The organism is Cupriavidus necator A5-1, assembly GCF_000744095.1.
Taxonomy (GTDB): Bacteria; Pseudomonadota; Gammaproteobacteria; order Burkholderiales; family Burkholderiaceae; genus Cupriavidus; species Cupriavidus necator_A.
Window position 1 is genome coordinate 3,980,016 of the sequence record NZ_JQLI01000008.1, and the last position, 23,122, is coordinate 4,003,137.

General features: G+C 66.1%; 23 protein-coding genes, 1 tRNA gene and 1 pseudogene. 15 read left to right on the plus strand and 10 right to left on the minus strand.

All coding sequences use genetic code 11. From position 1 onward, the window contains the following. Window positions 1-22 precede the first annotated feature (22 nt). Window positions 23-421, plus strand: a complete 399-nt coding sequence (locus tag K307_RS42500; protein WP_042887023.1) for a sirohydrochlorin chelatase — start codon at window positions 23-25, stop codon at window positions 419-421. A gap of 79 nt (window positions 422-500) precedes the next feature. Here the strand turns inward: K307_RS42500 and cobA are convergent, their stop codons facing one another. From cobA to K307_RS42535, 7 genes are read right to left on the minus strand one after another with little or no spacing between them, the layout of a single operon-like run. After that, window positions 501-1,301: a uroporphyrinogen-III C-methyltransferase gene (gene cobA / locus K307_RS42505; protein WP_042887024.1), complete on the minus strand. Its 801-nt coding sequence runs from the start codon at window positions 1,299-1,301 to the stop codon at window positions 501-503. Window positions 1,302-1,328: 27 nt separating this feature from the next. Further along, entirely contained in the window at window positions 1,329-2,633 is a 1,305-nt protein-coding gene (locus K307_RS42510; protein WP_042887025.1) for a sulfate adenylyltransferase subunit 1, read from the minus strand. A 25-nt stretch (window positions 2,634-2,658) separates the two neighbouring features. Continuing rightward, entirely contained in the window at window positions 2,659-3,636 is a 978-nt protein-coding gene (gene cysD, locus K307_RS42515; RefSeq protein ID WP_042887028.1) for a sulfate adenylyltransferase subunit CysD, read from the minus strand. Between the two features lie 14 nt (window positions 3,637-3,650). Beyond that, entirely contained in the window at window positions 3,651-4,454 is an 804-nt protein-coding gene (locus tag K307_RS42520; RefSeq protein WP_042887029.1) for a phosphoadenylyl-sulfate reductase, read from the minus strand. Further along, entirely contained in the window at window positions 4,451-5,035 is a 585-nt protein-coding gene (locus tag K307_RS42525) for a DUF934 domain-containing protein (protein ID WP_042887030.1), read from the minus strand. The genes K307_RS42520 and K307_RS42525 overlap by 4 nt, the downstream gene beginning before the upstream one ends. A gap of 16 nt (window positions 5,036-5,051) precedes the next feature. Continuing rightward, window positions 5,052-6,734: a nitrite/sulfite reductase gene (locus K307_RS42530; RefSeq protein WP_042887031.1), complete on the minus strand. Its 1,683-nt coding sequence runs from the start codon at window positions 6,732-6,734 to the stop codon at window positions 5,052-5,054. A gap of 28 nt (window positions 6,735-6,762) precedes the next feature. Further along, on the minus strand, window positions 6,763-7,536 hold the full coding sequence (locus tag K307_RS42535; protein WP_042887032.1) for a sulfite exporter TauE/SafE family protein: 774 nt from the start codon (window positions 7,534-7,536) through the stop codon (window positions 6,763-6,765). A 164-nt stretch (window positions 7,537-7,700) separates the two neighbouring features. On the opposite strand from K307_RS42535, the gene K307_RS42540 reads away from it, so the two are divergent. The 4 genes from K307_RS42540 to K307_RS42555 all read left to right on the plus strand — a co-directional run bounded on the left by K307_RS42540 (window position 7,701) and on the right by K307_RS42555 (window position 12,030). Further along, a complete protein-coding gene (locus K307_RS42540; protein WP_042887033.1) occupies window positions 7,701-8,642 on the plus strand; it encodes a CysB family HTH-type transcriptional regulator in 942 nt (313 codons plus the stop codon). Window positions 8,643-8,718: 76 nt separating this feature from the next. Then, complete coding sequence (locus K307_RS42545) at window positions 8,719-9,873, plus strand: methyltransferase (protein WP_042887034.1); 1,155 nt, start codon at window positions 8,719-8,721, stop codon at window positions 9,871-9,873. Window positions 9,874-9,945: 72 nt separating this feature from the next. Beyond that, entirely contained in the window at window positions 9,946-11,112 is a 1,167-nt protein-coding gene (locus K307_RS42550) for an ABC transporter substrate-binding protein (protein ID WP_042887036.1), read from the plus strand. 33 nt (window positions 11,113-11,145) lie between these two features. Further along, entirely contained in the window at window positions 11,146-12,030 is an 885-nt protein-coding gene (locus K307_RS42555) for an NAD(P)-dependent oxidoreductase (RefSeq protein WP_042887037.1), read from the plus strand. A gap of 11 nt (window positions 12,031-12,041) precedes the next feature. Here the strand turns inward: K307_RS42555 and K307_RS42560 are convergent, their stop codons facing one another. Then, window positions 12,042-12,962 (minus strand): alpha/beta hydrolase, encoded by a 921-nt coding sequence (locus K307_RS42560; RefSeq protein ID WP_042887039.1) that lies wholly within the window; start codon window positions 12,960-12,962, stop codon window positions 12,042-12,044. 42 nt (window positions 12,963-13,004) lie between these two features. Here K307_RS42560 and K307_RS42565 point away from each other — a divergent pair, with 42 nt between their 5' ends. The 8 genes and pseudogenes from K307_RS42565 to K307_RS47145 all read left to right on the plus strand — a co-directional run. Further along, window positions 13,005-13,436, plus strand: a complete 432-nt coding sequence (locus tag K307_RS42565; RefSeq protein WP_230626354.1) for an HNH endonuclease — start codon at window positions 13,005-13,007, stop codon at window positions 13,434-13,436. A gap of 85 nt (window positions 13,437-13,521) precedes the next feature. Further along, window positions 13,522-13,606 (plus strand) — tRNA-Leu (locus K307_RS42570). Window positions 13,607-13,797: 191 nt separating this feature from the next. Next, window positions 13,798-14,757 (plus strand): chromate resistance protein ChrB domain-containing protein, encoded by a 960-nt coding sequence (locus K307_RS42575; protein ID WP_042887040.1) that lies wholly within the window; start codon window positions 13,798-13,800, stop codon window positions 14,755-14,757. Window positions 14,758-14,779: 22 nt separating this feature from the next. After that, a complete protein-coding gene (locus tag K307_RS42580) occupies window positions 14,780-15,982 on the plus strand; it encodes a chromate transporter (protein WP_042887041.1) in 1,203 nt (400 codons plus the stop codon). A 111-nt stretch (window positions 15,983-16,093) separates the two neighbouring features. Then, window positions 16,094-17,326 (plus strand): MFS transporter, encoded by a 1,233-nt coding sequence (locus K307_RS42585; protein ID WP_042887042.1) that lies wholly within the window; start codon window positions 16,094-16,096, stop codon window positions 17,324-17,326. A 181-nt stretch (window positions 17,327-17,507) separates the two neighbouring features. After that, window positions 17,508-17,867, plus strand: coding sequence for a hypothetical protein (locus K307_RS42590; RefSeq protein WP_196251663.1), 360 nt, complete (start codon window positions 17,508-17,510; stop codon window positions 17,865-17,867). A 194-nt stretch (window positions 17,868-18,061) separates the two neighbouring features. Further along, window positions 18,062-18,805: a M48 family metallopeptidase gene (locus K307_RS42595; RefSeq protein ID WP_042887044.1), complete on the plus strand. Its 744-nt coding sequence runs from the start codon at window positions 18,062-18,064 to the stop codon at window positions 18,803-18,805. Window positions 18,806-19,454: 649 nt separating this feature from the next. After that, a pseudogene (locus K307_RS47145) lies at window positions 19,455-19,634 on the plus strand (YncE family protein); the annotation flags it as partial. 13 nt (window positions 19,635-19,647) lie between these two features. On the opposite strand, the gene K307_RS42600 reads toward K307_RS47145, so the two are convergent. Further along, entirely contained in the window at window positions 19,648-20,976 is a 1,329-nt protein-coding gene (locus K307_RS42600; RefSeq protein ID WP_042887045.1) for an IS4 family transposase, read from the minus strand. A 167-nt stretch (window positions 20,977-21,143) separates the two neighbouring features. Here K307_RS42600 and K307_RS47150 point away from each other — a divergent pair, with 167 nt between their 5' ends. Both K307_RS47150 and K307_RS42605 read left to right on the plus strand, forming a co-directional pair. Continuing rightward, window positions 21,144-21,362, plus strand: coding sequence for a hypothetical protein (locus tag K307_RS47150; protein ID WP_230626355.1), 219 nt, complete (start codon window positions 21,144-21,146; stop codon window positions 21,360-21,362). Window positions 21,363-21,390: 28 nt separating this feature from the next. Beyond that, on the plus strand, window positions 21,391-22,254 hold the full coding sequence (locus K307_RS42605) for an SMP-30/gluconolactonase/LRE family protein (RefSeq protein ID WP_051975425.1): 864 nt from the start codon (window positions 21,391-21,393) through the stop codon (window positions 22,252-22,254). Between the two features lie 22 nt (window positions 22,255-22,276). Here the strand turns inward: K307_RS42605 and hutG are convergent, their stop codons facing one another. Next, window positions 22,277-23,092 (minus strand): N-formylglutamate deformylase, encoded by an 816-nt coding sequence (gene hutG / locus K307_RS42610; RefSeq protein ID WP_042887046.1) that lies wholly within the window; start codon window positions 23,090-23,092, stop codon window positions 22,277-22,279. Between the last annotated feature and the right edge of the window lie 30 nt (window positions 23,093-23,122).

Genomic DNA, 23,122 nt, shown 5'->3' on the forward strand with positions numbered 1-23,122 from the left:
CGGCACTGACGGACGCACTGCCATGACCGCCTCCGCCCAGGCCCTGGTACTGTTCGCGCACGGTGCGCGCGATGCACGCTGGCGTGAACCATTCGACCGCCTGCAGCAGAAGCTGGCCACCGCCCTGCCCCAGTGCGAGGTGCGGCTGGCCTTCCTCGAACTGATGTCGCCCAGCCTGCCGGAATCGCTGGCCGATCTTGCGGCAAACGGCGTGACCGAGGTTACGGTGGTGCCAGTGTTCTTCGGCCAGGGCGGCCACCTGCGGCGCGACCTGCCCGCGCTGCTCGACCAATGCCGGCAAACCCATCCCCGCCTGCGCATCCATTGCGCCACCGCGGTGGGCGAAGCGGATGCGGTGCTGGATGCGATCGCAGCCTACTGCATCGCCTCGCTGCCGGGCGCCGCTACCGGACAGGCCTGACCCGGCCTCCCAATGACAAAAGCCCTGTGACGGCGACATGCCGTCACAGGGCTTCTTGTTTTTCGGGGATCGTGCAGAGTCAGGCGGCGCGCGGCGTCCGGTCGATGGTCTCGCCGGCTTCGTCGCGCGGCGCTTCCGTCGCGCGTGCGGCCAGTGCCGCGCCGATCATCAGCAGACTCGGCTGCACCGGATCGATCCAGGCCGCCGCTTCCCCCGCCGCCATCTGGCCAAGCGTGAATTCGCGGCTGCGCTGCTGCGGCGTGGTGGCGGCTTCGACCACCCATGCCGGCGTCGACGCGGGCTTGCCGTGCGCGATCAGTTGCGCGGCAATCGAGGCGGCCTGGTCGCGGCCCATGTAGTAGACCAGCGTATCGGCCTTGACCGCGGCTTCGATATCGGGCGAGCCCTCGCCGTCCGCGGCCTTGGCCTGCGTGGCAAACGCCACGCTGCGCGACACGCCACGCTTGGTCAGCGGCTTGCCGATGGCCGACGCAGCGGCCAGCGCGGCAGTGATGCCCGGCACCACCTCATACTCGATGCCGGCCGCTTCCAGCGCCTGCAGCTCCTCGTCGGCACGGCCAAACAGCATCGGGTCGCCGCCCTTCAGGCGCACCACGCGCTCGTACTTGCTGGCCAGGTCGACGATCTGCCGGTTGATGAACAGCTGCGCGGTGGAGCGCTGGCCGCAGCGCTTGCCCACCTCCACCAGTTCCGCCTGCGGACACCAGGCCAGCATCTCCGGCGACACCAGTGCATCGTGCAGCACCACCTGGGCTTCGCCCAAAAGCCGTGCACCACGCACCGTAATGAGGTCTGCCGCACCGGGGCCTGCCCCGATGAGGGTCACCTTGCCGTAAGTCTTCTGCGCCTGCTTGTCCATCTCTTGCCCCATCCTGTTCGTTACCGATCAGGAGAACGCACGGATCATGCCCGCGGCCACCGTGTGGTTGGTCGCTTCGTCGATCAGCACGAAGGCGCCCGTTGCCGGGTTGTCGCCGTAGGCATCGCACACGATCGGCTTCTGCAGCGAGATCTGCACCGAACCGATATCGTTCAGGCGGATGTCATGGCGGCCGGTTTCGTGCGACAGCGTATGCACGTCCAGCACGCGGTCCACCGCCGACACGCGCGCGAACACGCTGGCCGTGGTGTGCTTGAGCACGTACTTGCGCGCCGGGTTCAGCGACTCGTCGTCGAACCAGCACAGGTCGGCCTGCAGCTTCTTGGCCGGCGCGGTGGTGGCATCGGCGGCGACGAACATGTCACCGCGTGATACATCGACGTCCTCGGCCAGGCGCACGGTGACCGTGTCGCCGACATTGGCGGATTCGGCGGCGCCGTTGGGCGTCAGCACTTCGGCCACCACGGCCTCGCGGTTGGCGGGCAGCACGCGCAGCTTCTGGCCCACGCGCACGGTGCCGGCTTCAATGCGGCCGGCATAGCCGCGGAAGTCGTCCGACTGCGACCCGTCCTGGCGGATCACCAGCTGCACCGGGAAGCGCAGCGCGGCGTCATCCTCGGGCGCGGCTTCTTCCACCGGCAGCTCTTCCAGCAGCGGCAGCAGCGGCTCGCCCTGGTACCAGGGCATGGCGTCGCTCTCGTGCACGATGTTGTCGCCGCGCAGCGCGGAGACCGGCACGTAGCGCACGTCCTTCAGGCCGAGCTGGGCGGCCAGTTCGGTGTAGGCGGTGCGGATCTCGTTGAAGCGCTGTTCGCTGAACTCGACCAGGTCCATCTTGTTGACGGCCACGATCACGTGCCGGATCTCCAGCAGCTTCAGGATGGCAGAGTGGCGCTTGGTCTGCGCCAGCAGCTCGGCACGGCCGTCGGTGACGGTGACGCGGGTGGCATCGACCAGCACGATGGCCGCGTCCGCGGTGGAGGCGCCGGTGACCATGTTGCGGGTGTACTGCTCGTGGCCCGGGGTATCCGCGATGATGAACTTGCGGCGCGCGGTCGAGAAGTAGCGGTAGGCCACGTCGATGGTGATGCCCTGCTCGCGCTCGGCTTCCAGGCCGTCGGTCAGCAGCGAGAAGTCGATCTGCTCGCCGGCGGTACGCTTGTTCTTGGCGTTGGCCAGCGCGGTCAGCTGGTCGGACAGCACGGCCTTGCTGTCATACAGCAGGCGGCCGATCAGCGTGCTCTTGCCGTCGTCGACGGAGCCGGCGGTGATGAAGCGCAGCAGGCCTTGATGGGTTGCTTGGTGAGTCATGTCTGAATCCTTTGCTGCGTACGGCTTAGAAGTAGCCTTCCTTCTTGCGGCGCTCCATCGAAGCTTCGCTCGTCTGGTCGTCCATGCGGGTGGCGCCGCGCTCGGTGATCTCGGTCACCGCGGTCTCGGCGATGATCGCTTCCGGCGAATCGGCGGTGCTGGCCACCGGGCAGGTGCAGCTGATGTCGCCGACGGTGCGGAAGCGGACCGACAGCACCTCGCTGACGTCGCCGTCCTGCTTGGGGGTGATCGGCGTGACCGGCACCAGCAGGCCGTTCTTGCGCACCACTTCGCGCTGGTGCGAATAGTAGATCGGCGGCAGCGCCAGCTTCTCGCGGGCGATGTACTGCCACACGTCCAGCTCGGTCCAGTTCGAAATCGGGAACACGCGCATCTGCTCGCCCTGCGCCATGCGGGCGTTATACAGGCTCCACAGCTCCGGGCGCTGGGCCTTCGGGTCCCACTGGCCGAACTCGTCGCGGAACGAGAAGATGCGTTCCTTGGCGCGGGCCTTCTCTTCGTCGCGGCGGGCACCGCCCATCAGCGCGTCGAACTGGTGCGCCCCGATGGTTTCCAGCAGCGTCACCGCCTGCGCGGCGTTGCGCGAATCGGTTTCCTTGCGCAGGCGCACGGTGCCGCGCTTGATCGAATCCTCGACGTGGCCCACCACCAGCCGTGCGCCCAGTTCCGCCACGCGCTGGTCACGGAACTCGATCACTTCCGGATAGTTGTGGCCGGTGTCGATATGCACCAGCGGGAACGGCAGTTCGATCTTGCGGTCGCCCAGGCGAAACGCCTTCAGCGCCAGGTGCAGCATCACGATCGAGTCCTTGCCGCCGGAGAACAGCAGCGCCGGGTTGCTGCACTCGGCCACCACCTCGCGGATGATGTAGATCGACTCGGCTTCGAGCCGGTCGAGATGGTCGTTTTGTACCTGCAACAGGTGGGCCACGCTGCTCGTTTGCGTCAACCCTGCTTCTGCGATGTCGTTCATGATGCCCATTTTTGTACCCGGCCTCAATGCTTGATGTTCTGTTCGTGGAGCCCGCACTCTTTCGAGTCCTTGCTCTCCCACCACCAACGTCCCGCGCGGACATCCTCGCCCGCGCGCACGGCACGCGTACACGGCTCGCAGCCGATGCTGGGATAGCCCTTGGCGTGCAGGTCGTTGATGGGCACGTTGTGGCGCTTCAGGTAGGCCCACACCTCGGCCTCGCTCCAGTCCGCCAGCGGGTTGAATTTGGGAATGCCGCGGGCCTCGTCCATTTCCTCGAACGGCAGCTCGGCGCGCGTGACGGCCTGCTCGCGGCGCTGGCCGGTCATCCAGGCGTCGGCGTGCGAGAGCGCGCGGTTGAGCGGCTCGACCTTGCGGATGCCGCAGCATTCCTTGCGCAGGTCGATGCTGTCGTAGAAGGCGTTGAGCCCGTGCTTCTTCAGGTAGTTCTCGACGGCCTCGGCGTCCGGCGTGTACTGCTCGATGCTGTAGCCGTAGTGCGACTGCACCTTGTCCAACACTGCCAGCGTCTCGGCGTGCAGGCGTCCGGTCTGCAGCGTGAACACGCGGATGCCGGCGCGCACGGCCTCAGTGCCGCGCAGGATGGCATCGGTCAGCACCATGTCCTCGGCCGCCAGGCTCGAGGCAAAGCGCGCGCGGAAAAAGCGCGCGGCGATGCCGGCCAGGCGCTCGCCCAGCTCGCGCTCCTTCTGCTCCAGCGCTTCGATGCTGCCGGTGTACTCCGGCGCCACCCACAGCGCGGGCGGCCGCAGTCCCGACACCGCACCGGCATCGACCACCGCGATTTCGCTCAGCACCGTGCTCATACCGTTTCCTTCGACTGCACGGCACCACCTTCGGTGCGCGCGCGGCGGAACAGCGGCAGCGGCTCGTCGACCGAAGCCTGGTAGGTCACGGTGAACTCGGTGAAGCCCTTGATGGCGTCGTCGATGCTCTTGTCGGCGCGCACCGCGAAGGCGTCGAAGCCGCAGCGCTTCATGAAGTTGAGCTGGTCGCGCAGCACGTCGCCGATGGCGCGCAGCTGGCCGTTCCAGTTGTAGCGGCTGCGCAGCAGGTACGCGGTCGAGAAGCCGCGGCCGTCGCGGAACACCGGGAAGTCCACCGCCACCAGCGACACGCGGTCGAAGTACTGGACCACGTCACCCGGCTCGTCTTCCGGGGCCAGCCACACGCCGGTGCGGGCCACGTCGCGGCCGGCCAGCAGCGCTTCGTTCGCCAGCCACACCGACAGCGGGAACAGCACGGCGTCCTGGCTCTGCGCGGCGGCAGCGATCTGCTCGTCGGTCAGCGGTTGTTCGGCGGTACCGCGCAGCACGGTCCAGTTATCTTCGACGATGACCGGGACGACGTTTGCGCCATCGCGTTGCAGTTGAATAATCTTTGCCATGTTCAGTCTCCGGTCCTCAGGCTTCAGCGCGCTCGCGCGGCTGCTTGTCGGCGTACACGCGTTCCTTGAACGGGGCGATGCCGATGCGGGACAGGGTTTCGATAAAGCGTTCGTCCTCGATGCGGTTGGCAACGAAGGTGTCGATGATGCGGGTCACCACTTCGGGCATTTCCTCGGCGCTGAACGACGGGCCAATCACCTTGCCCAGCGCGGTCTTGTTGCCCTGGGCGCCGCCCAGCGTGACCTGGTACCACTCCGAACCGTCCTTGTCGACGCCCAGCACGCCGATGTTGCCAACGTGGTGGTGGCCGCAGGCGTTGATGCAGCCCGAGATGTTCAGCGAGATCTCGCCCAGGTCGTAGACGTAGTCCAGGTCGTCAAAGCGGTTCTGGATCGCCTGCGCGATGGGGATCGACTTGGCGTTGGCCAGCGAGCAGAAGTCGCCGCCCGGGCAGGCGATGATGTCGGTCAGCAGGCCGATGTTCGGGGTGGCCAGGCCGGCCTTCCTGGCCAGTTGCCACAGCTCGTACAGGTCCTGCTTCTTCACGTCCGGCAGCACCAGGTTCTGCTCGTGCGCCACGCGCAACTCGCCAAAGCCGAAGCGGTCGGCCAGGTCGGCCACGGTTTCGATCTGCGCGTCGGTCGCGTCGCCCGGGGGCGAGGCCACGCCCGGCTTGGTCGACAGCGTCACCGCGGCGTAGCCCGGCACCTTGTGGCCGTGCACGCTGCGGCTGACCCAGCGCGCGAAGGCCTTGTCTTCCAGCAGGTGCTTCTCGTACGAGGCGTCGGTATCGGCCAGCTTCTCATAGGCCGGCGGTGCGAAGTACTGCGCCACGCGGTCGAACTCAACCTGCGTCAGCGTGGCCGGGCCGTCCTTGCTGTGCTGCCATTCTTCCTCGACTTCCTGCGCGAACTTCTCCACGCCGATGGCCTTGACCAGGATCTTGATGCGGGCCTTGTACTTGTTGTCGCGGCGGCCGTAGCGGTTGTACACGCGGATCGCCGACTCGACGTAGGTCAGCATGTGCTGCCACGGCAGGTCTTCCTTGATCACCGAGCCAAGGATCGGCGTGCGGCCCAGGCCGCCACCGGCCAGGATGCGCAGGCGCGTTTCGCCCTCAGCGTTCTTGTAGGCATAGATGCCGATGTCGTGCATCTGCACCACGGCGCGGTCGTCGGCCGACGCGGAGATGGCGATCTTGAACTTGCGCGGCAGGAAGGCGAATTCCGGCTGGAAGGTGCTCCACTGGCGCAGCAGCTCGGCCAGCACGCGCGGGTCCACCGACTCGTCCGGCGCGACGCCGGCGAAGTGGTCGGTGGTGATGTTGCGCACGCAGTTGCCCGAGGTCTGGATGGCGTGCATCTCGACGCTGGCCAGCTCGGCCAGCACGTCGGGCACGCGCTCCAGTTCCATCCAGTTGTACTGGATGTTCTGGCGCGTGGAGAAGTGGCCATAGCCGCGGTCGTACTCGCGCGCGATATGGCCCAGCTTGCGCATCTGCTTCGACGACAGCAGGCCGTACGGAATCGCCACGCGCAGCATGTAGGCATGGCGCTGCATGTACAGGCCGTTCTGCAGGCGCAGCGGCAGGAATTCTTCCTCGGTCAGCTCGCCGGACAGGCGGCGGCGCACCTGGTCACGGAACTGGGCGACGCGCTCGGCAACGATGCGCTGGTCATATTGGTCGTACTGATACATGGCGGGGTCCGTTCAGTATTCGTTGAATTCAGGAAACGAGCTTGATGGCGACCAGCGTCAGCGTGGTCGCCAGTGCGGCACGCACCAGCCGTTCGGGCAGCGCCCGCGACAGTTGCGCGCCCAGCCAGATGCCGGGGATCGAGCCCACCAGCAGCGCCAGCAGCAAATTCCAGTCGACCGTGCCGAGCCACACATGGCCCAGCCCGGCAATCGCCGTCAGCGGGACGGCGTAGGCAATGTCGGTGCCGGCAACTTCGGCCGGCTTCATATGGGGGTACAGCAGCAGGATCAGCGTGGCGCCAACCGCGCCGGCGCCGATCGACGACACCGTCACCAGCACGCCGATCACGGCGCCGACCGCGATGGTGGCAATGACCTGGGCGCGGCCGTGCAGCTGGAAGCGCGGATTGCGTTCCAGCCAGGCCAGCATCTGCTTGCGGAACAGCAGCGACAATACGGTCAGCAGCACTGACACGCCAATGGTCAGGCGGATCGCGTGCAGCCACTGGGCGTTGAGCTCACCAGCGCTCTTCAGCACCAGGATCGAGGCCACCGCCGCCGGCAGGCTGCCAATGCACAGGCGCCGCACCACCTGCCACTGCACATGGCCGTGGGCGCGGTGCGCGATGGTGCCGAAACCCTTGGTGATGGCCGCGAAGGCCAGGTCGGTCCCGACCGCGGTCGCCGGCGAGAAGCCGAACAGCAGCGTCAGCAGCGGCGTCATCAACGAGCCCCCTCCCACCCCGGTCAGACCGACGAGGACGCCTACAAACAGACCGGAAACGGTATAGGCAACAGACATGGGGACTCAGGTGGGCCTGGCCGGTGTATCACGCATCACAAACTGGCTGCTGCGAGAGGACGCACTGAGGGCAGGCTGTTTATTAACAAAGTTCGAGAATCGTAATAAACTGGCCTCATACCTCAAACTAATAAGAAGTTGTTTGTTTATACGAACTCAGATATATGAACCTCCACCAGTTCCGTTTCGTGCGCGAGGCCGTCCGGCAGAACTACAACCTGACCGAGGCCGCCAAGGCGCTCTACACGTCACAGCCCGGCGTGTCCAAGGCCATCATCGAGCTGGAGGAAGAGCTGGGCGTCGATATCTTCACGCGCCACGGCAAGCGCATCCGCAGCCTGACCGAGCCGGGGCGGCGCATCCTCACCTCCGTGGAAAAGATCCTGCAGGAGGTGGAAAGCCTGAAGCGAGTCGGCATGGACTATGCCGCACAGGACCAGGGCAACTTCACCATCGCCACCACCCATACGCAGGCGCGCTACGCACTGCCGCGGGTGATCGGCGAGTTCACCAAGCGCTACCCCAAGGTGCGGCTGTCGATCCAGCAGGGCAACCCGACGCAGATCGCCGACATGTTGCTGCACGACCAGGCCGATATCGGTATCGCCACGGAGGGCATCACCGACGACAAGAACCTGGTTTCGCTGCCGGGTTACCAGTGGACGCATATGGTGATTACGCCACCTGAACACCCGCTGCTGGACAAGAAGCACCTGGCGATCGAGGACCTGATGGGCTACCCGCTGATCACCTACGATCCCAACTTCGCCGGTCGGCCCAAGATCGACAAGGCCTTCGAGCTGCGCCACCTGAAGCCCGACATCGTGCTGGAGGCGATCGATGCGGACGTGATCAAGACCTACGTCGAGATCGGGCTGGGCGTGGGCATCGTCGCGGGGGTCGCCTATGATGCGGAGCGCGACCGCAACCTGCGCGGGATCCCGGCCGGCCACCTGTTCGGCAGCAATGTGACGCACCTGGCGGTCAAGCAGGGCGCCTACCTGCGCAGCTTTGTCTACACCTTCATCGAGCTGTTCTCGCCGACGCTGAACCGCAAGCTGGTCGAGCAGGCCATGTCAGGCGAGCACGAAGCCTACGAACTCTGAGCGCGGCACGCTGCCGCCCTCTCTATATAAGAAAGAAGCAATGCACATCCATCACGCCGTCCCGGCTGGAGACCCTGTGAGCGAACTACCCCGGATCCACTGGACCGAAGACGGCACCGAGCGCAGCGCAGCCTGGCGCTCCGAAGCCGGCACCCCGCCGCCGCGGCGCGTGGTGATCGCCGACGACACCACCAGCGCCGACACCGCCTACCGCCTGGCCTGCGAGGGCACCGCCCTGCTCTGGCGCGGCGACTTCCAGAACGCGCGCCAGCTGCTGCAGGCGATGGCCCGCCGCACCGAGCGCAAGCCCAAGAAGGCCAGCCGGCCCGGCCAGAAAGCCAAGGCCGCGGCGCCGCACTCACCGACCGAGGCCTTCCACCTGCACCGGCTGGCGCAGTCGCAGCGCGCCCGCACGCTGGGCATGCTGCTGCTGCCGTTCGAAGCCGACCACAGCGTGCCGCTGCGCCGCGCGCCGGACGTGCACGAGGCCTGCCAACAGGTCTATGGCCCTGCGGACGAGCCCTACGTGGCGTCGATGCGCGAGTTGCTCGGCATGATCGGCGCCTATGAATGGCGCAAGAAGGGTGTGGAGATCCCGGCGCTGGAAGACCGCGTCCACCCGTGGTATGGCGTGTTCTCGCCGGTGCGCGGCGAGTATGTCGACCTGGTGGCGGCCGAGCCGCTGCCGGCGAAGACGCTGGCCTTCGACATCGGCACCGGCACCGGCGTGCTGGCCGCGGTGCTGGCCCGCCGCGGCGTGAAGCGCATCGTCGCAACCGACCAGGACCCGCGTGCGCTCGCCTGCGCCCGCGAGAACATCGACCGGCTGGGCTATGCCGGGCAGGTCGAGATCGTGCAAGCCGACCTGTTCCCCGAAGGCCGCGCGCCGCTGGTGGTGTGCAACCCGCCCTGGGTGCCGGCACGGCCCAGCTCGCCGGTCGAGCGCGCGGTCTACGACCCGGACAGCGCCATGCTGCGCGCCTTCCTGCAAGGGCTGGCCGAGCACCTGGAGCCGGACGGCGAAGGCTGGCTGCTGCTGTCGGACCTGGCCGAGCACCTGGGCCTGCGTCCGCGCGAGGAGCTGATGGGCTGGATCGAGGCCGCCGGGCTGAAGGTGCTGGGCCGCTCCAATATCCGCCCGCGCCACCCGCGCGCGACCGACGCCATCGACCCGCTGCACGCGGCGCGTTCCGCCGAGGTGACCACGCTCTGGCGTTTGGGCGCGCGCTGACGCGCCCCAGGCGTGCCCCTCGGGCAGAGTTCGGCTATCCTTCCCGTCACATATAAGAACGGAGGAGACAAGATGCCGAACCTGCCCCTGCGCCGCCTGCTGCTGGCGCCTGCCCTGCTCTTCACCAGCGCCACCGCCCTTGCCGATATCCGCGTCGGCATCGACGTATCCACCACCGGGCCGGCGGCCTCGATCGGGATCCCCTCCAAGAACACCGTGCTGATGTGGCCGCAGACGCTGGGCGGCCAGAAGGCGCACTACGTGATCCTGGACGACGGCTCCGACCCGGCCGCGGCCGTGCGCAACGTGCGCAAGCTGATCTCCGAAGAGAAGGTCGACGTGATCGTCGGCCCCAACATCACCCCCACCGCCATCGCCGCGCTCGACGCCGTGTCCGAGGGCGAGACGCCGATGGTGGCGCTGGCCGCCTCGGCCGCCATCGTCGAGCCCCAGACCGACGCCAAGCGCCGCTGGGCCTTCAAGATGCCGCAAAACGACTCGCACATGGCGACCGTGCTGACCGAGTACATGAGCAACCACGGCGTCAAGACCGTCGGCTTTATCGGCTTTGCCGACGCCTATGGCGAAAGCTGGTGGCGCGAGTTCTCGAAGCTGGCCGAGGTGCGCAAGATCAGGGTCGTTGCCAACGAGCGCTTCTCGCGCAACGACACCTCGGTGACCGGCCAGGTGCTCAAGCTGATGGCCGCCAATCCGGACGCCATCCTGATCGCCGGCGCGGGCACGCCTTCGGTGCTGCCGCAGAAGACGCTGGGCGAGCGCGGCTACAAGGGCAAGGTCTACCAGACCCACGGCATCGCCACCTGGGACTTCCTGCGCATGGGCGGCAAGGACGTCGAAGGCACGCTGTTCCCCACCGGCCCGGTGGTGGTCGCGCGCCAGCTCCCCGAGAGCCACCCGGTGCGCAAGGTCGCGCTCGACTTCGTCAACCGCTACGAGGGCAAGTACGGCGCCGACAGCGTGACGCAGTTCGCCGGCGACGCCTGGGGCGCGTGGCTGCTGCTCGACGATGCGGCGCGCCGCGCGCTCAAGACCGGCGCCCAGCCCGGCACACGCGAGTTCCGCGCCGCCATGCGCGACGCGCTCGAATCCACCACCAACCTCACCATCCCCAACGGCGTGATGAACATGAACCCGAAGGACCACCAGGGCTTCGACCAGCGTTCGCGCGTGATGGGGGTGATCCGCAACGGCAAGTTCTCCTATGCGGGAGAAAAGTAGCCCTGTGCATCAAGCCTGAAAGGAAGCATTCGCATGACCACCACTCCCACCACCGTTGCTACCGTGGCATTCATCGGCCTGGGCGCCATGGGCTCGCACATGGTCCGCCACCTGCTGGCGGCTGGCCATACCGTGCGCGCCTTTGTGCGCCGCCCGGAGGCCGCCGAGGCCGCGCGCGCCATGGGTGCGGAACCGTTCTTCACGCCCGCCGAGGCGGCGCGCGGCGCCAGCGTCGTCTTTACCAACGTGACCTCGTCCGAAGACGTGCGCGAGGTGCTGCTGGGCGAGCAGGGCGTGATCCAGGGCGCCGCGCCCGGCACCATCTGCGTGGACCACAGCACCATCTCGCCAATCGTCACGCGCGAGATCGCCGCGGCGCTGGCCGCGCGCGGCATCGAGGCGCTGGACTGCCCGGTGTCGGGCGGCACCGCGGGCGCCGAGGCCGCCACGCTGACCATCATGGTCGGCGGCAAGCCCGAGATGCTGGAGCGCGTGCGCCCGCTGCTGGAACGGCTGGGCAAGACCATCACCCATATCGGCGACAACGGCGCCGGCCAGGTCGCCAAGCTGTGCAACCAGATTGCGCAGGTGGTCAATATCGAAGGCATCGCCGAGGCCATGCGCTTTGCCGCCGCGCAGAACGTCGATACCGGCCGCGTGCTGCAGGCCCTGTCGACCGGCATGGCGGGCAGCCGCATGCTTGACCTGATGGGGCCCAAGATGGTGGCGCGCGACTTCGCCGCCGGCATCGAGGCGCGGCTGCACGACAAGGACTTCGGGCTGGCGCGCGATATCGCCGAGGAAATCGGCCTGGCCCTGCCGGCGATGCAGGCCACCTCGGCGCAGCTGCGCACGCTGATGGCCAAGGGCTGGGGCAAGGACGATACCTCGTCGCTGCTGCGCGTGCTCGAGGACTGACCGGCCCGGCGTCAGCGGCCGGTAAGGCGCAGCACGGCGCGCGTCAGCGCGCTGTCTTCGCTGCCGAAACCATCGAGCACGTTGAAGTGGTGGCAGCCCGGCAGCACGATATCGCCCGCTGCCGCGTGTCCGACGTTGGCGGGCCATGCCGCGCGGATCAGCGCATGCTGCCGGTGGTACTCGCCAGCTTCCAGTTCGCCCACCGCGATCGACAACGGCGCAGCGCCGGCGGGCGGCATGAACGCCGGAGACAGGCGCGCGACATCGTCGTCCGACAGCCGCAGATCGCACTGCAGGAAGGCCGCGCGCCGCAGCGGCTCCATGTCGTAGAGCCCGCTGACCGAGAGCCCGCCTTTGACCAGGTCGGCAGGCAGGTCCGGCGCCCATTGCGGCCAGCGTGCGGCCATCAGCATCGCCACCAGGTGGCCGCCGACGGAATGCCCGGCCACGAAGATCCGGTCGGGGTCATGTCCGAACTGGTCCGACTGCCGGTACAGCCAGTCGACGCTGCCCAGCACCTGCCGCACGATCTCCGGCACCGTCACCTTCGGCACCAGCGAGTAATTCACCACCGCCACCGACACGCCCAGCGCCGGCAGCACGCTGGCGACAAAGCTGTGGTCGCGCTTGTCCAGCGCACGGTAGTAACCGCCGTGGACGAACACCAGCAGCGGCGGCAGCGATCCGTTCGCCCGCTGCGCCGGAAAGTAATCCAGCGTCTCGTCCTGCGGATGCCGCGAGTCCGCGCCGGCATAGCTCAGGTCGGCGAGGAAGCCACCGCGCTCGCGCACGTCCGCTGACCACTGCGCCCAGCGCGCCATATGCACTGGGTTGTCCGGCACATTGGCGCGGTTGTTATATTCTCGGTCGTAAAACTCAGGATCCTGCGAGGGAAGGCTGGCAAGGCTCGCCAGCGAAGCTTGGTCGGTCATGGCGTTCGGTGCGTAGATTGGCTGGTGGCCGGCGCGCGCTGCATGACATACGCCGTGCGCGCCATGCTAACCGGCTTCGCCCGGCGCAGGCCATCCGTGCCACTACTGTTGACCCATGGTCGTCAAACGCACCCTGCGCTCAGGCCGCGCCAGCCAGCTCGGGCCACCGCCCCCGACAGCCCCGCCGCAACGCGCTGCCCGCTCTGCGGACGCCAGCTGGTGCCCGGCCCCAGCACCGACCTGCACCACCCCGTCCCGCGCAGCCACGGCGGCCGCGAGGTCGTGCCGATGCACCGCGTCTGCCACCAGAAGATCCACTCTGTCTTTACCGAAGCCGAACTGGCGACCACCTTCCACGACTGGCACGCGCTGCGCCGCCACCCGGCCATGGCCGAATTCATCCGCTGGATCGCGCGCAAGCCGCCCGAATACTACGACCGCAACCGCAGCACCCGCGCCCGGCGCGGGCGCTGAACGGGCCGCGCGCAGGTTGTCGGTCTGGGCGAATTCCGGCATAATCGCCGGCTCAACAAGGCACTGGTTCCGGTGCCTACACCCTGCCCGGGTGGTGAAACAGGTAGACGCAGGGGACTCAAAATCCCCCGCCGCAAGGCGTGTCGGTTCGAGTCCGACCCCGGGCACCATCAACAAAATCCCCCTGACAATCAGCGACCCGGATGTTGCCGCAGTGCACGCCCGCGCCTGAGGACTTATTCCAGCATGTAGTCAGGTTCGGTCCAGCAAAGGCAAGAGGCGGTTCGACATGCCGCAATCATCACTTTGTAGAGATCGCTACAGTATTGAAGAGCAGTCTATGGGCATCTAACATGCCTTCATGCCTACCGTTTCCGATTCCTGGATCCTGCTGATTGTCAGCCTGCCAACGTCCGGCGCTACCGCGCGGATGCGGATCTGGCGTGCGCTCAAGGCGCTTGGCTGCGCCGCCTTGCGCGACGGCGCCTACCTTTTGCCAGGCGGCGAGGAGCAAGTCGCGCAGCTGCGCGAACTGGCCGACGAAACCACGCAAGAGGACGGCCAGGCCTGGCTGCTCAGTGTGCGCGCGGAGGGCAACGACGCCGCGGCCTTTCGCACACTGTTTGATCGCAGCGCCGACTACGCCGGGTTGCTGGCCGCGCTGTCCGAAGCACGCAAGTCGCTTTCCGGCCAGGACGAGACAGAACTCAACCGCCTGCTGAAACGGCACGGGCGCACCTACGAAGCCATCCACAGGATCGATTTCTTCCCCAACGAGACTTCGGCACGGGCTGCTGCGCAATGGCGAGATTTCGCCGGCGCAGTCGAGACGCTGCTCTCGCCGGGCGAGCCGCAGCCCAGGACGGGCAGCATCCCCCGGCGTGACCGTGCCCAGTACCAGGGCCGGGTGTGGGCCACGCGCCGGCACCTGTGGGTCGACCGGGTCGCCAGCGCCTGGCTGATTCAGCGCTTCATCGATGCGCACGCCCGTTTCCTCTGGCTCGAAAGCGTCAGCGACTGCCCCGCCGATGCGCTGGGTTTCGACTTCGACGGGGCGACGTTCACACATGTGGGCAATTGCGTGTCGTTCGAGGTGTTGCTGGCGAGCTTCGGCCTGGACGACAACCGTGGCCTGGGCCGCCTGGGTGCGATGGTGCACGCGCTGGATATCGGTGGCCCGGCGGTGCCGGAAGCCAGCGGCTTCGAAGCCGTGCTGGCAGGCGCCCGCGAGCGCCTGCCCGACGACGACGCACTGCTGGCGGAAATCGGCCTGGTGCTGGACTCGCTGTACGCCCACTTTTCAGGCAGCCGCCAGCGCTAGGCTACCGAAACAAGGAGAATGAATGAACGATCGCCAGCAGATCGGCGCCCCGGCTGCCATCACGGCCGAGCGTCCGGCCTATACCCTCTGGCAACTGGTGACGTACATGTTGCGCCTGGGGACTTTTGGCTTCGGGGGGCCCGTGGCCCTGGCCGGCTACATGCACCGCGACCTGGTCGAGCGGCGCCAATGGATTACCGATGCCGATTACAAGGAAGGCCTGGCCCTGGCCCAGCTGGCACCCGGCCCGTTGGCCGCCCAGCTGGCCATCTACCTGGGCTACGTTCATTACCGCATCTTGGGCGCGACCCTGGCAGGGCTTGCATTCGTGCTGCCTTCGTTCCTGATGGTCGTGGCACTGGGCTGGGCCTATGTCCGCTTTGGCGGACTGACGTGGATGCAGTCGGTGTTCTACGGCGTGGGCGCCGCCGTGATTGGCATCATTGCAATCAGCGCCCACAAGCTCACGACCAAGAGCGTGGGCAAGGACAAGCTGTTGTGGGCCATCTACCTGGTGCTGGCCGCAGTGACAGTCATCACGGAATCCGAAATTGCGTGGCTCTTCCTTGCCGCCGGGATTGTGGTCTGGTTCTGGCGGGTGCCGCCAAAATGGCTGCGCCATGGCAGCCTTGGCGTTGTCGCCGCAACCCAGATCCCCACGGCAGGCAGTGTCGCCAGTACCCTGGACTGGCCGCTGCTGACCCAGATTGCCGTGTTCTTTGCCAAAGCCGGTGCCTTCGTGTTCGGCTCAGGCCTTGCAATCGTGCCGTTCCTGTACGGCGGGGTCGTCACGGACTTTCACTGGCTCAGTGAGAAGCAGTTTGTCGATGCGGTGGCGGTGGCCATGATCACGCCGGGCCCGGTGGTCATCACTGTGGGTTTCATCGGCTACCTGGTGGCGGGCCTGCCCGGTGCCTCGGTGGCAGCACTGGCTACATTCTTGCCCTGCTATCTCTTCACCGTGATCCCGGCCCCCTACTTCAAGAAATACGGCAAGCTGCCCGCTATCCTTGCTTTCGTAGACGGCGTGACGGCTGCGGCCGTAGGTGCCATCACCGGCGCGGTAATCGTGCTGGCCAGGCGCTCGATCATCGATATCCCCACGCTTGTGCTGGCACTTGCCACAGTCGTCCTGCTGCTGAAGTTCAGGAAGCTGCCGGAGCCGGTGATCGTCGCGGGGGCGGCTCTGATCGGCCTGCTCGTCTATCCGCTCCTGCGTCACTGAAGCCACGCTGACAGGCGTCAATCATGAAACGGATCCACGCGGAAACGCATCGATGGCCACCGCAAATCCCTGCGTGAGCACCTATGCCATGCGCAGGCCGAGGATGCGGCCGTGACCAACGACAGGGGCTGGCTCGCGCGCCTGGCACTGCCTGAAGGCGTCCGCCCCAGTGCCTTGCCGCTTCTTGTCGGCCGCGCGCTGCGCGGCTTCTGCGACGGGTTCATCGCCGTCCTGTTGCCGGCGTACCTGCTCGCTCTCGGCTTCGCGCAACTGACAGTGGGACTGATCAGCAGCGCCACCCTGATCGGCTCGGCACTGGCGACCATTCTGGTCGGCGTCATCGGCCACCGCTATCCGCAGCGCCGCCTGCTGGTGTCGGCGGCCGCTTTGATGGCCGCGACCGGCATAGGTTTCGCCGGGCTGTCTTCCCTTTGGCCGCTGTTGCTGGTCGCATTCGTTGGCACGCTCAACCCCGGCTCCGGCGACGTCAGCGTCTTCCTGCCGCTTGAGCATGCCGGTCTTGCCGATTCGGCTTCCCCTGATGCCCGCACGGCGCTTTTCGCCCGCTACAGCCTGACCGGGGCCCTCTGCGCCGCCATTGGTGCGCTGGCAGCGGCGCTGCCAGCCTGGCTCGCGGCGCAGCTCGGAATCCCCGTCCTCAGCGCCCTGCGCACCATGTTCATGGTCTATGCCCTGACCGGTGTCGCACTCTGGTTCCTCTATGCCCGCATGCCGGAGCCTCAGCCGCACCTGGCATCGGCGAGAGTACCGCTGGGTCCATCGCGCCGGATCGTCACCCGCCTTGCCCTGCTCTTCAGCGTCGACGCGTTTGCCGGCGGCCTGGTGGTGAATTCTCTGCTGGCGCTCTGGTTAATGCAGCGCTTTGGTCTTTCCCCCGGTGCCGCTGGCCAGTTCTTTTTCTGGGCCGGGCTGCTCAGCGCTGGCTCCCAGCTCGTTGCTGCGCCGCTGGCGCGCAAGTTCGGTTTGCTGAATACGATGGTGTTCACCCATATTCCATCCAGCCTCTGCCTGATCGCGGCCGCATTCGCCCCCTCCCTGGCCGCGACCCTGGCGCTGTTGCTCGTACGCAGCGCGCTGTCGCAGATGGACGTACCGACCCGGACCGCCTATGTCATGGCCGTGGTGACGCCGCCGGAACGGCCGGCGGCTGCAAGCCTGACCGCCGTGCCCAGAAGCCTGGCTGCAGCACTCGGCCCCACCCTCGCGGGCGCGCTGCTGGCCATGGGCTGGGTCGGGGCCCCGCTGGTTGCCTGCGGCGTGCTCAAAATTGCGTATGACCTCGCACTCCTTGGTGCGTTCCGGCGGGTCAAGCCTCTCGATTGATGGCAGGAGCAAGGTTGGGTTCACGACATGGAGCGTCGGCGCAATCGCAACATGCGCTCGTGGATTTGCTTCGTCTCTGCCATCCGTTCGGGCCCCTCCTAACTCTAATGCCGCGCGTCCGCGCCGCTCGCGCGCAAGTGTCGGCCTGTCGCTCTATTTCGAAGGGCTGGACCGGATGTACGTGGACGTGCCGCTCGTTGGCAAGCTGTACTACCAGCGCGTCAAGGCGCCCGAGGCACTCGCGGCGGCAGCGTCCGCCATGACACCGACGCCCGCCCGGGCATCGTCGGCCCCTGCCGCCGCCGCCTCGGTACCCCCGACGCCGGCAGAGCCAGCCAGGCAGACCGCACAACAGGGCACGGCAGACTACGACATCGCCATCCTGATGATGCGGCAGGCGAATCCCGACGCGGCGGTCCGCAGCCTGGGCGACGCTTTCGCCCATGGTTTCCGGGATTTCGGCAAGCTCGAAGCCAGTGTGGAGTTGGCGCCACTGAGAGCCGACGTTCGCTACCAGGCTCTGCTGGCCAAGTATCGCTGACCCACGCGCAGCAAGAACACTGCTTGCAGCGCTCTCCTAGCCATGCGCGGCGCTTCACGAGTCTCGACAGCCGCACGACCCAAAAGCAACCCGGGAGTCACTTGAGAGGTCGCATGTCGGACGGAACCCACTGGCGCACCGCCATTGGGGTTTCCTATCCTATGGCATTGCCAACCCCGCCCCCGGAGCGAACCATGAAGCGACTCACCCTCAACGCCCTCGCCTGCGCCACCCTGCTGGCCGGCTGCGCCGGCGCCAACGTGGAAAACCTGACGCAGGCCGGCGGCAGCCTCTTCACCGCCGCCACGCTGTCGGACAGCAACGTCAAGACGCTGTCCGACCAGTCGTGCGCAGAAATGGACAAGAAGAACACCATCGCGCCGGCCGACAGCACATACACCAAACGCCTGGCCACGGTGATGAGCGGACTGGGGAATACCGGGCTGCCGCTGGACGCCAAGGTGTACGTGACCAAGGACATCAATGCCTGGGCCATGGCCAATGGCTGCGTACGGGTGTACAGCGGCCTGATGGACTTCCTGAGCGACGATGAAGTACGCGGCGTGGTGGGCCATGAGATCGGCCACGTAGCGCTGGGACATACCAAGGCAGCGATGCAGGTGGCCTATAGCGCGGCGGCGGCGCGGGGATTGCTGGGGTCGACCGGCATCGCTTCGCTGACAGCGCTGTCGTCGTCGCAGATCGGGGACCTGGCCGAGAATTTCGTCAATGCGCAGTTCTCGCAGCGCCAGGAAACCGCGGCGGACGATTATTCGTTCGACCTGCTCACAAAGAACGGCGCCAACCGGCAGGCGCTTGTGACAGCCTTCCGCAAGATGGCGACGCTCGACGGCGGGCAGTCGAGCATGCTCAGTTCGCACCCGGGTTCGCAAGAGCGTGCAAAGCATATCGAGGACCGCCTGGCCAAGCAGCGCTAAGCCGCGGGCTGCCTGCCACGTCTCACTGCCATCTCCCCTCTCCGGGGATGCCGCATCGGGCCTGTGCGCCGATGCGGCAGCAGCACGCCAAGCCGCCTTCTTATCGGTGCGAAAGCCAATAATTAGGAATAGCGCTATTGACATGCCAGTATAATCAAGCCCTCGATTTAATAAATTCCCAGAGCGATAACCAGAGGTGAATCAGGTATTCACTCAATTGATTAGAAATATATCCCTGCGATTGTTATAGTTCCGTCCGCTTCTCTGCTCCATGGCCATTTGCCTCGCAGCGAACTCAAGTCGCCGTCAGGTTCCGCGGCGCCGCCAATGCGCATCCTATAAAATCACCGCTCAGCGGATGAAGACAATCGACAATGCATAGCATCGTCGTGCAATTTTCTGCCGTTTCTGTATCAGCCCTGCTCTTGCCAGCTGCGACCGCCGGCTAGCGGCTGCCTCCTGCTGCCTCAGGCAACGGCACCATTTCCGGACATTCGCGCCGGACCAGCCTGCGCCCCCGCTTCGCCCGACTTTTCCCTGAGTAATCGGCAGTTCCTCATGGCCCGCCGCCAGCGTGTCGACTGGCCGGGAATGGAGTGAAGCCGAGCTCCCCGATTCATCTTCAGCCCCGTCCCAAAGGAATATCCGCGTGAGCCAGGAAATCCTCTTGCTGGTGCAGAAATGCGCCCACACGTTCAGCTTTTATGATATCGACTCCGGCGCAGTTTTAAGACATATCCGATTGCCGGAATTCCCCAATGAATTCGTCGTGGATTCCCGCCAGCGCTATGCCTATGTGGGCCATTATGGGGTGGAGTCCTCCTCATCTCCTTATACAGAAGTCATGACTCTTCCCGCAGTGCCTGAATGGTGAGCGCGGCATCCATGGTTCGCTGCATGCCGATCCAGATCGTCTTGGCGCCGGGCTCACCATCGCTCTTGCGCCCAAGGAACCCACCCAGGGAAGCCACCAACCGAATCATCTGATTGAGTGTGACTGGTACCTTCGGGCGGGCTTTTTTGGCGAGCACGTATGCCCCCCGAATCTCGTCGGCGTCGAAGAACAGTGACGCATCCAGATCCGGGCAGGTTCTGCCCAACCGCATCAAGCGGGCAATGCGCCACGCCACCACCATATACAACGCCAAGGCCCGCTCCACGCGATCCATGTGCGATAGCTGTAGCGCTTCGACCTTGCAGCCGGTCTTCAGGACATGGAAGAACATCTCCACCTCCCATCGGGCTCGGTACCAGTCGACGAGTTCGATGACAGCATCGGCGTCCTGCGCTTCTCGGTTCGTCAACAAGCGCCAAACCACTGGCTTGATGCCAGCGGGCGCTCCGATCTCCCTGGCCTCCACACAGGTGAGCGCCGCTCCAATCGTACCCGGCAGCTGCACACGTTGTGCACGTAGCTCCTGTTTGACCTCGCGCGCTTTCTGGCCTGCACGCCCTGGCAAGATAAAGGTAATTTCCCCAAGCACCGGGCTGGCGTCAACGCTATCCCACAGCTTGCCCGCCTCAGCAAGGTTGCGGTTGTATTGGCTGCGGATCAGCCAGTCAGCCGGCTGGCCAAGTTCCTGGGCGCGCGCCATCAGCTCGGCGATGTCACCCTCGCGGTCCGTCACATACACCAGCCTTGTCTGGGGCAGCAGCGCGGCTTGCTCCGCCACCCGTTCGTACCCCTCGATCCAGCGCACGCTTTCCTTGATCCCGCTGCGGTGGCCATCGGCGTCCTTCAGTTCCCGAGCCCACATCCAGGCATCGATCACCCCCAGCGGCTCCCGGTCTGGCGTCACCGCGTAGGTCGGATGGAGATACATTCCCCGCTGGGCTTCGTAGCTCAACGACCCCAGCCCCTCCATTTCCTGGCCATTGAAGTTCAGCTCGGTGGTGTCAGCGATGCACAGCACCACCGGAAATTGCGCGGCCCTCGCTGCAGTGCGCTCCCAATGGGGCTGCATCACGTCCCGCCAATCGATCTGCTCATTGCCCAGAAACCGATACGCCCCAATGGTTTGCGACCAGTCATCGCACGCACCGGGAATGCTCGCCGTAGGCAGGGCCGCAAACCGCTTGAGCAATTCCTTGGCGCGCCGATCCCGCCGCGGATCACCAAGATCCAGACTCTCAAATTCCTCGTCCACCCATGCCCCCGACTCGTTGCTCATTGCCGCTCGAAAATCCGAGAGTAAACGCGAGTCTGCGGATGTTTACAACCCATTTCCCCAGAGTTTTCGCGGCATCAGCTATCCCGCCCCGCTGCGGAGGCCGTTCTACTTCTGTATAAGGAGATGAGTCCTCCTCGCACAAGGGCGAAGGTGGCTGCTCGGTGTGCGTGATCGACCTGCAGGCGCGCGAGCACGTACGGACTCTGGATATCTGGTCGTACTACCGCCCACACGGCCTGGCAATGGATGCACTGGATCGGCTCTACGTACTCAGCGAGGCAAACTCCACGCTGCTGATTTTCGATCAGCCGGACCGGGCGATTCCCTCCGGTGGCTACAAGAGCCATCCCGCGACGGCTCCACAGCCTTTGCGCTCAATTTGCTGAGCAACACCGTCACCCGCCTGCAGGCGCAATGGCGGGTGAGCGGCTCGAGCGGCTGGCATGCGGGGCGATCTGGAGCGAGGGACCGGTGTGGCTGCCGGACGAAGGTGCGCTGCTGTGGAGCGACATACCCAACGACCGCATCCTGCGCTGGAGCGCGGGGGATGGCATGTCGGTCTGGCGTATGGGCGTGGAGTTTACAAACGGCCACACGCTGGAAGCGGATGGCTCGCTGCTGCATTGCTCGCATGGGCGCCGGGCAATCGCGCGGACACGCCGCGACGGTGCCCGCCTGGGTGAAGACGATCTGGTCGTCAGCCGCTATCAGGGGCGGCGCCTGAATTCTCCAAATGACATCGTCGTCAAACGCGATGGCACGTTGTGGTTCACCGATCCGCCCTATGGCATCCTCTCGGACCGCGAAGGCCACCAAGCCGATCCCGAACTGCGGCACAACTATGTGTTTCGCTACGATCCCGGCGTCGGTACGCTGGAAATCGCCAGCGACCTCATCGAGGAGCCCAACGGCCTGGCATTCTCCCCCGACGAAAGCATTCTCTATGTATCCGATACGTCGGCGGCGTTGCGCGAGGACGGGCATCACCATATCGTCGCTTTCGACGTCGTTGCCGGGCGGGTGCTAACCAACCCGCGCATCTTCGCCGTCATCGACCCAGGACTGCCGGACGGATTTCGCGTGGACCGGCGAGGCTGGCTCTTTACCAGCAGCGCCAGTGGCGTGCAGGTCTTTCACCCGGACGGCGCACGGATGGCGCACATTCCGGTGCCGGAAAAAGTCGGCAACCTTACTTTCGGTGGCGCCGCGGGTAACGAGCTGTTCATCGGCGCCAGCACATCTCTCTACCGCCTGCGGCTTGGCCAGCGCGTCACCTGAGCTTTGCCGAAGAGCACGGGGTTCAGCGGGACTCGACGAACTCCAGTACCGTCGCCAGCATGCCGCGCAGCGTCGGCTGCAGCGCGCTTGCGCGTGCTTCGTCATAGGCGAACGGATAGGTTTCGCTCATATACGCGCACTGCGACAGTTCGAGCTGCACCGCATGCACACCGTCCTGCGGCTTTCCATACTGGCGCGTAATGTAGCCGCCCTTGAAGCGGCCGTTCAGCACCGCGGTATGGCCCGGCACCGCGCTGGCCTGCTCCAGCAACTGGTTCGCCAGCGTGGCATCGCAGCTGTCGCCGTTGGCCGTGCCGAGGTTGAAGTCCGGCAGCCTGCCTTCGAAGAAGCGCGGCAATATCGAGCGGATCGAATGCGCGTCCCACAACGCGATGGTGCCGTGTTCCGCCTTTAGTCGGGCCATTTCGGCAGCGAGCGCTTCGTGGTACGGACGCCAGATCGCATCGCGGCGCGCGGCGATCTCCGCATCGTCGGGGCCGTTGCTGCCGTCGGCGTACACCGGCGTCTTGTCGAAGGTATCGACCGGGCACAGGCCGGTGGTGTCCTGGCCGGGGTACAGGTTGGCGTTATCGGGCGGGCGGTTCAGGTCGACCACGTAGCGCGAGTGCGTGGCGGCCAGCACCGATGCGCCCAGCTCGCGCGCAAAGTCGTAGAGGCGTTCCAGGTGCCAGTCGGTATCGGGCACGGTGCGGGCGTCGGCGGTCAGCCGTTGCGAAACCGAAGCCGGCAGGTGCGTGCCGACATGCGGCATCGATACCAGCAGCGGGCGCGTGCCACGGTGCAGGGTGAAGGCGGGGGTATCGGTGGAGAAGGACATGGTCTTTGCAATGCAGTGGGCATGTGCCCG